At 68.9% G+C, this 8,596-nt stretch carries 5 protein-coding genes; all 5 read left to right on the top strand.

The features are described from left to right. Window positions 1–791 (top strand): ADP-dependent NAD(P)H-hydrate dehydratase (locus AB4Y86_RS06305; protein WP_441401090.1); only part of this gene is annotated, 791 nt, incomplete at its 5' end. Window positions 792–881: 90 nt separating this feature from the next. Continuing rightward, window positions 882–3,122, top strand: a complete 2,241-nt coding sequence (gene glgX / locus AB4Y86_RS06310; RefSeq protein WP_441401091.1) for a glycogen debranching protein GlgX — start codon at window positions 882–884, stop codon at window positions 3,120–3,122. After that, complete coding sequence (treY, locus tag AB4Y86_RS06315) at window positions 3,119–5,443, top strand: malto-oligosyltrehalose synthase (protein ID WP_441401093.1); 2,325 nt, start codon at window positions 3,119–3,121, stop codon at window positions 5,441–5,443. The genes glgX and treY overlap by 4 nt, the downstream gene beginning before the upstream one ends. A 38-nt stretch (window positions 5,444–5,481) precedes the next feature. Continuing rightward, window positions 5,482–7,248, top strand: coding sequence for a malto-oligosyltrehalose trehalohydrolase (gene treZ, locus AB4Y86_RS06320; protein ID WP_441401095.1), 1,767 nt, complete (start codon window positions 5,482–5,484; stop codon window positions 7,246–7,248). 50 nt (window positions 7,249–7,298) lie between these two features. Further along, on the top strand, window positions 7,299–8,336 hold the full coding sequence (gene mgrA, locus AB4Y86_RS06325) for an L-glyceraldehyde 3-phosphate reductase (protein ID WP_441401097.1): 1,038 nt from the start codon (window positions 7,299–7,301) through the stop codon (window positions 8,334–8,336). Window positions 8,337–8,596 lie beyond the last annotated feature (260 nt).

Consider the following 8,596-nt stretch of genomic DNA (forward strand, 5'->3'; position numbering starts at 1 on the left):
CGCACAAATACTCCCGCGGCGTGCTCGGCGTCGTGGCCGGATCAACGCGCTACCCGGGCGCCGCCGTGCTCGCCTGCCGGGGCGCCCTGGCTTCCGGGGYCGGCATGGTCCGCTACGTCGGGCCGCCCGAGGTGGCCGACCTGGTGCGGCACTCCTGCCCCGAGGTGGTCTGCGGCACCAGCATCGCGGACGCGCACGTCCAGGCCTGGCTGCTCGGCCCCGGGCTGGACGACGGCGCACACGAGCAACTGGACCGCGTCCGCGAGGCCGCGGCGGCCGGGCTCCCCACCGTGGCCGACGCCGGCGCCCTCCCCGCGCTGCCCCGTAAACTTTCGCCCCGAACCGTGCTTACCCCGCACGCCGGCGAGCTGGCCGCGCTCCTGGGCCGATACGGCGACGCCCCGGAACGCTCCGGCGTCGAGGACGCGACGCTGGCAGCCGCCCGGCGGGGCGCCGGGCTCACCGGCGCGACCGTGCTGCTCAAGGGCGCCACCACTCTGGTGGCCGCCCCAGCGGGCGCCGTCTTCAGCCAGGCCGAGGCCAGCCCCTGGATGGCCACAGCCGGCAGCGGCGACGTACTGGCCGGGCTGCTGGGATCATTGCTGGCCCAGCTCGCTGAAGACACCGTCTCCTTCAGCGCCCGCGGCATCGCCGGGAAGGACCGGTGGGCGGCCATCGCGGCGATGGCCGCGAGCCTGCACGGCCGCGCCGGAATCCTGGCATCAAGCGGCGGTCCGCTAACGGCATCGGACATTGCGGAAGCGCTGCCGGAGGTCATGGCGCAGCAGTAACAAACGCGTACGCACCAAGGCCGAGTCAATTAGTAACCCTACTTACAAGTAGTCTGTCTAGAGATAGTTCGCCACGCACGAGGAGTACACATGGAAGTCTGGCCCGGAACGGCTTACCCGCTGGGAGCCACCTTTGATGGCACCGGCACCAATTTCGCCCTGTTCAGCGAACAGGCGGAACGGGTCGAACTCTGCCTGCTGGCTGATGACCTGACCGAGACCCGGATCGAGCTGACCGAGGTGGACGGCTACGTCTGGCACTGCTACCTGCCGCAGATCCAGCCCGGCCAGAAATACGGCTACCGGGTCCACGGCCCGTACGATCCGGCGAGCGGCAACCGCTTCAACCCGAACAAGCTGCTGCTGGACCCGTACGCCAAGGCTGTCCAGGGCCAGATCGACTGGGACCCGGCGCTCTTCACCTACGAATTCGGTGACCCCGACTCCCGCAACGACGCCGACTCGGCGCCGCACACGATGCACGGCGTGGTCATCAACCCGTTCTTTGAGTGGGACGGCGACCGCCAACTGCGGATCCCCTACCACCACTCGGTCATCTACGAGGCCCACGTCAAGGGCCTGACGGAGCTGCACCCGGATATTCCGGAAGACCAGCGCGGCACCTACGCCGGCGTCGCCCACCCGGCAGTCATCGAGCACATGAAGAAGCTCGGCGTCACGGCCATCGAGCTCATGCCCGTCCACCAGTTCGTCAACGACGGAACGCTCGTGGARAAGGGCCTCAACAACTACTGGGGCTACAACACCATCGGCTTCTTCGCCCCGCAGAACAGCTACAGCTCCTCCGGCGACGTGGGACACCAGGTCCAGGAATTCAAGGCGATGGTCCGCGAGCTGCACCGGGCCGGCATCGAAGTCATCCTCGACGTCGTGTACAACCACACCGCGGAAGGCAACCACCTCGGCCCCACGCTCTCCTTCAAGGGCATCGACAACCAGGCGTACTACCGCCTGGTCGACGGCGACCTGAAGCACTACATGGACTACACCGGCACCGGCAACTCGCTCAACGTGCGGCACCCGCACTCGCTGCAGCTGCTGATGGACTCCCTGCGGTACTGGGTCACCGAGATGCACGTGGACGGCTTCCGCTTCGACCTCGCCTCCACGCTGGCCCGTGAGTTCTACGACGTCGACAAGCTGTCCACCTTCTTCGAACTGATCCAGCAGGACCCGATCGTTTCCCAGGTCAAGCTGATCGCCGAGCCGTGGGACGTCGGCCCCGGCGGCTACCAGGTGGGCAACTTCCCGCCGCAATGGACGGAGTGGAACGGCAAGTACCGCGACACCGTCCGCGACTTCTGGCGCGGCGAACCGTCGACGCTGGGCGAATTCGCCTCCCGGCTCACCGGCTCGGCCGACCTGTACGAGAGCTCGGCCCGCCGCCCCGTGGCGTCGATCAACTTCGTCACCGCCCACGACGGGTTCACGATGCGGGACCTGGTGTCCTACAACGAGAAGCACAACGAGGCCAACGGCGAAGGCAACAACGACGGCGAATCGCACAACCGCTCCTGGAACTGCGGCGAAGAAGGCGACACGGACAACGACACCGTGCTGTCCCTCCGTGCGCGCCAGCAGCGGAACTTCATCGCCACCCTGCTGCTCTCGCAGGGGGTGCCAATGCTGCTCCACGGCGACGAGCTCGGGCGCACGCAGCAGGGCAACAACAACACCTACTGCCAGGACTCCGAGCTGAGCTGGGTGCACTGGGAAGCCATGGACCAGCCGCTCGTGGAGTTCACCGCCTTCGTCAATAAAATCCGCCACGACCACCCGACGTTCCGCCGCAGCCGCTTCTTCGACGGCCGGCCGGTCGTCCGCGGTGAGGGCGAGAAGCTGCCGGACATCGTCTGGCTCAAGACGGACGGCACCGAAATGCTGCCGGAGGACTGGGGGAGCGGCTTCGGCAGGACCATCGGCGTCTTCTACAACGGCGACGGYATCCAGGAGCAGAATTCCCGCGGCCGTCGGATCACCGATGACAGCTTCATCATGGCCTTCAATGCCCACGATGACGCCGTGGACTTCTGCCTGCCTTCCGACGAGTATTCCCAGTACTGGGAGGTGCTCTTTGACACCGCGGCGCAGGCCGACGCCTACGAACCGCTCAAGGCCGGGGCCACCCTGGCGCTGCACGCCAAGTCCATGGTGGTGCTGCGGGCCTACTCCGGCCCCGAGGCCGAGGTTGACTACTCCGCAGCGGCGTCCCTGGCCTCCATGGCCGAGCAAGAGGAAGCCCAGGAGGAGATGGTGGAGGCCCAGACCAAGGCAGCGGACGCGAGCGAGGCAAGGGCGACGCAAGCATGAGGACCCCCGCCTCGACCTACCGGCTGCAGATCCGGCCGGGCTTCACCCTGCAGGATGCCGCCGCAACCGTGCCCTACCTGAAGTCCCTGGGCGTCGACTGGGTCTACCTGTCGCCGATCCTGACGGCGGAGCAGGGCTCGGACCACGGTTACGACGTCACCGACCCGGCCGCGATCGACCCGGACCGCGGCGGCCCGGAAGGGCTTGAGGCGGTGTCCCGGGCCGCGCGGGCCGCCGGCATGGGCGTCCTCGTGGACATCGTGCCCAACCATGTCGGCGTCGCCACCCCGGCCCAGAACCCCTGGTGGTGGTCGCTGCTCAAGGAAGGCCGCGAGTCGCGGTACGCCCAGGCGTTCGACGTCGACTGGGACTTCGGCGGCGGCCGGATCCGGATCCCCGTGTTGGGCGAGGACTCCGACGTCGACGCCCTCGAGATCCGCGACGGCGAGCTGCGGTACTACGACCACCGGTTCCCGCTGGCGGACGGCACTTACACGGCAGGTGACGACCCGCGCGAGGTCCACGACCGGCAGCACTACGAACTGGTGGGCTGGCGCCGAGCCGACACGGACCTGAACTACCGCCGGTTCTTCGCGGTCAACACCCTCGCCGGGATCAAAGTGGAGATCCCGGAAGTCTTCGACGAGGCCCACGAAGAAGTTGTTCGTTGGTTCCGCGAGGACTTGGTGGACGGGCTCCGCATCGATCACCCGGACGGCCTCGCGGATCCGGCAGGCTACCTTCAGCGGCTGCGCGAAGTGACCGGCGGGGCGTACCTGCTGATCGAGAAAATCCTTGAGCCGGGGGAGGAGCTTCCGGCCGGCTTTGAGTGCGAAGGGACCACCGGCTACGACGCCCTCGCGGACGTGGACCGGGTCTTCGTTGACCCCGCCGGCCAAGCCGACCTCGACGCGCTTGATGCCTCGCTACGCGGCGGGAAGCCCGCGGGCTACCAGGAGATGATCCGCGGCACCAAGCGCCGGATCACGGACGGGATCCTGCATTCGGAAATGCGGCGGCTGGCCCGCCTGGTCCCGGCCGGTGCCGGGCTTGGCCCGGACGTCGCCGTCGATGCGCTGTCCGAAATTACCGCGGCGTTCCCGGTCTACCGCAGCTACCTGCCCGACGGAGAGGGCGTGCTGCGTGAAGCCTGCGATCTCGCCGTCCGCCGTCGCCCCGACCTGGCTCCCGCCGTGCGGGCAATGCTGCCCCTGCTGCTGCACGCCGGCCCCGGTGCCGACGCCGAACTGGGCCGCCGCTTCCAGCAAACCTCCGGCATGGTGATGGCCAAGGGCGTCGAGGACACCGCGTTCTTCCGCTACACCCGGCTGGGAACCCTCACTGAAGTCGGCGCGGACCCCACCGAGTTCGCGCTGCCCGTCGGCGAGTTCCATGCCCGGATGGCCCGCCGGCAGGCCCGCCTGCCGCTGTCCATGACCACGCTCAGCACCCACGACACCAAGCGCAGCGAGGACACCCGGGCACGGATCTCGGTGCTGGCGGAGCTGGCACCCGAATGGACGGCGTCCCTGCGGCGGCTGCAGGAACTGGCGCCACTGCCGGACGGACCGCTGGCCAACCTGCTCTGGCAGGCCGTGGCCGGGGTCTGGCCCGCGGACCGGGAGCGGCTCCAGTCCTACGCCCAGAAGGCTGCCCGCGAGGCCGGCAATTCCACCGACTGGCTGGACCCGGACGCGGACTTCGAAGCGACGCTGACAGCCGCCGTCGACGCCGCCTTCGACAACGACGAGGTGCGCGCCGAACTCGACTCGCTGGTGGCACTGCTGGATCCCTACGGCTCCGCCAACGCGCTGTCCGCCAAACTCGTGCAACTCACCATGCCCGGCGTGCCGGACGTATACCAGGGCACCGAGTTCTGGGACCGCTCCCTGACCGACCCGGACAACCGCAGGCCGTTCGACTTCGGACCCCGGCGCGCCGCCCTGGCCGCGCTCGACGCCGGCGAGTTGCCGGCGTCGTACCGGGAGGACGCCGCGAAGCTGCTGGTGACCTCCCGGGCCCTGCGCCTGCGGCGGGACGCACCGGAACGGTTCACGGGCTACACGCCGGTGCCGGTGACCGGAGCCTCGGCCGGGCACCTGGTCGCCTTTGACCGCGGCGCCGGCGCCCCCGGCGCCATTACCCTGGCCACGAGGCTGCCGCGCGGCCTCGAACAGCGCGGCGGCTGGCAGGACACCGCCATCGAACTCGCCGCCGCCATGACCGACCAGCTCAGCGGCAGGTCCTTCGGCCCCGGCACGGCGAAGGTCGCGGAGGTCCTCCGCGACTATCCGGTGGCCCTCCTGATCCCGGCCGCCTGACACGCCCGAACTGACGAACCGATAGAGGGGGAACGGCAATGACTCTGCCTGCACATGGAACCGAACGCTTCGACCTCTGGGCGCCGGATGCGCAGCAGGTCACCCTGCTCGCCGGCGGACAGCGTTACCCGATGCGCCGGGCCGCTGCGGACGGCCGCGCCGGCTGGTGGGCCGCGCCGGAGGCCCCGGCCTCCGGCGAGGTCGACTACGGCTACCTGCTGGACGGCGACTCCACGCCGCTGCCGGACCCGCGGTCGCGCCGCCAGCCCGAGGGGGTGCACGCGCTCTCACGGACCTTCGACCCCGGCAGCCATGCGTGGACGGACGGCGGCTGGGCGGGCCGCGAACTGCGGGGGGCGGTGATCTACGAGCTGCATCTGGGTACCTTCACGCCCGAGGGCACGCTGGATGCGGCGATCGGAAAGCTCGGCTACCTCGCCGAGCTCGGCGTCGACTTCGTGGAACTGCTGCCGGTCAACGGGTTCAACGGCACCCACAACTGGGGCTACGACGGCGTCCTCTGGTACACCGTGCACGAGGGCTRCGGCGGCCCCGCCGCGTACCTGCGCTTCGTTGACGCCGCGCACCACGCCGGGTTGGGCGTCATCCAGGACGTCGTCTACAACCACCTCGGCCCCAGCGGCAACTACCTGCCCCGGTACGGGCCTTACCTCAAGTCCGGCGAGGGCAACACCTGGGGTGACTCGGTCAACCTGGACGGGCCCGGTTCCGACGTGGTCCGCGGCTACATCCTGGACAACGCGGCCATGTGGCTGCGGGAGTATCACGTGGACGGCCTCCGGCTCGACGCGGTGCACGCCTTCAAGGACGAGCGCGCCGTCGACCTGCTGGAGGAGTTCGGGACCCTGGCCGATACTGTCGCCGCCGAAACCGGGCGACCCGCGACGATGATCGCCGAGTCGGACCTGAACAACCCGCGCCTGCTCTACCCGCGCGACGCGAACGGCGACGGCCTTGCCGGGCAGTGGAGTGACGACTTCCACCACGCCGTCCACGTCAACGTCAGCGGGGAAACCACCGGCTACTACGCCGACTTCGATTCACTCGCGGCATTCGCCAAGGTCCTCGAGAAGGGTTTCTTCCACGACGGGAGCTACTCCAGCTTCCGGGGCCGGCACCACGGCCGGCCCATCAACACCTCCCTGGTCCACCCGGCCGCCCTGGTGGTCTGCAACCAGAACCATGACCAGATCGGCAACCGGGCCACCGGCGACAGGCTCTCCCAGACCCTCGGCTACGGGCAGCTGGCGCTCGCCGCCGTCGCGACCCTGACCGCCCCTTTCACGCCGATGCTGTTCATGGGCGAAGAGTACGGCGCCACCACGCCCTGGCAGTTCTTCACCTCGCACCCGGAACCCGAGCTCGGCAAGGCCACCGCGGAGGGCCGGATCAAGGAATTCGAACGGATGGGCTGGGATCCCGCCGTCGTGCCCGACCCGCAGGACCCGGCCACGTTCACCCGCTCCAAGCTGGACTGGTCCGAGGCTGCAACGGGCGAGCACGCGCGGCTGCTGGAGCTGTACCGCCAGCTGATCGCGCTGCGCCGTGAGAGGCCGGAACTCGCCGGACTCGGCTTTGCGGACACAGCCGTCGACTTCAGCGAAGACGAGGGCTGGCTGCTGCTGCGGCGCGGCAGCGTGGAGGTGGCAATGAACTTCTCCGCCGAACCGCGGCGGGTTGCCGTCGGCGGCGGTTCGCTGCTGCTCGCCACGGAGGCCGACGCCGGGCTGGGTACGGACGGGCTCGAGCTGCCCGGCCACAGCGCCGCCGTCGTCGCGCCCTAGCGGCGAAACTGACCACCAAAGAATGCTCCCGACTGAGGCAGGATAGACCCATGACATACCTTGCGGCAGAAAACCGCTATGACGCCATGCCCTACCGCCGCGTGGGCCGCAGCGGCCTGAAGCTGCCGGCCATATCGCTGGGCCTGTGGCACAACTTCGGCGACGACAAGCCCTTCGAGGTGCAGCGCGCCATCCTGCGCCGCGCCTTCGACCTGGGCGTCACCCACTTCGACCTCGCCAACAACTACGGGCCGCCCTACGGCAGCGCGGAGACCAACTTCGGCCGGCACYTCAAGGACGACTTCGCCCCGTACCGCGACGAACTCATCATCTCCAGCAAGGCAGGCTACGACATGTGGCCCGGGCCCTACGGCAACGGGGGCTCCCGCAAGTACCTGCTGGCCAGCCTGGACCAGTCGCTGGCTCGCATGGGCCTGGACTACGTGGACATCTTCTACAGCCACCGTCCGGATCCGGAGACGCCGCTGGAGGAGACCATGGGAGCGCTGGACCAGGCCGTGCGCTCCGGCAAAGCGCTCTACGCCRGGATTTCGTCCTACACCCCGGAGCAGACCATCGAGGCGGCGCGGATCCTTCAGGACCTGGGCACCCCGTTGTTGATCCACCAGCCCAGCTATTCGATGTTGAACCGCTGGACCGAGGACGGAAGTCCGAACCTTTACGAGGCGCTGGAGCAGGTGGGCGCCGGGTCCATCGCCTTCTCGCCGCTGGCGCAGGGCATGCTCACCGACCGTTACCTCGACGGCGTGCCGGAGGATTCCCGCGCCGCGCAGCACAAGTCCCTGGACCAGGGCATGATCGACGACGCAAAGCTGGACCGCGTCCGTGGGCTCAACCGGATCGCCGAGGGCCGGGGCCAGACCCTCGCGCAAATGGCCATCGCCTGGATCCTCCGCGAGCAGGTCACGGGCAGTTCCGTGACCTCCGCGCTGGTCGGTGCCTCCAGCGTCCGGCAACTCGAGGACACTCTGGCCGCGGTCAACAATCTGGAGTTCACGGCCGGTGAGCTGGAGGCGATCGACGAGTTCGCCGTCGAGTCCGGCATCAATCTCTGGGCCCAGAAATGAGCCGGCGCCGGGGCGGTCCGCCGTCCCGGCGCCGAACGTAACAGATTCGGTGCCGCGGCCGGGAACAACTTAGGTCCCGGCGCCGTTGACTAGAATGCAAGGGCGCCGCATGGCGTTGTGCCCGTTTGCCGTCGTCGTACATTTAGAGTGCGTCCGGGCCGGGCGCTGAAGTTTGTTCTCAAAGGGAGTTTCGTGTCTGCAAATCCGATTCGTGTTGCAATCGTCGGCGTGGGTAACTGTGCCACGTCGCTGGTCCAGGG

Source organism: Arthrobacter sp. 2YAF22_2, assembly GCF_052114645.1.
GTDB lineage: Bacteria > Actinomycetota > Actinomycetes > Actinomycetales > Micrococcaceae > Arthrobacter.

What these genes read in the sequence shown, in the direction of transcription:
- treY (WP_441401093.1), top strand. Translation starts at nt 3,119, where the DNA reads ATGAGGACCCCCGCCTCGACCTACCGGCTGCAGATCCGGCCGGGCTTC.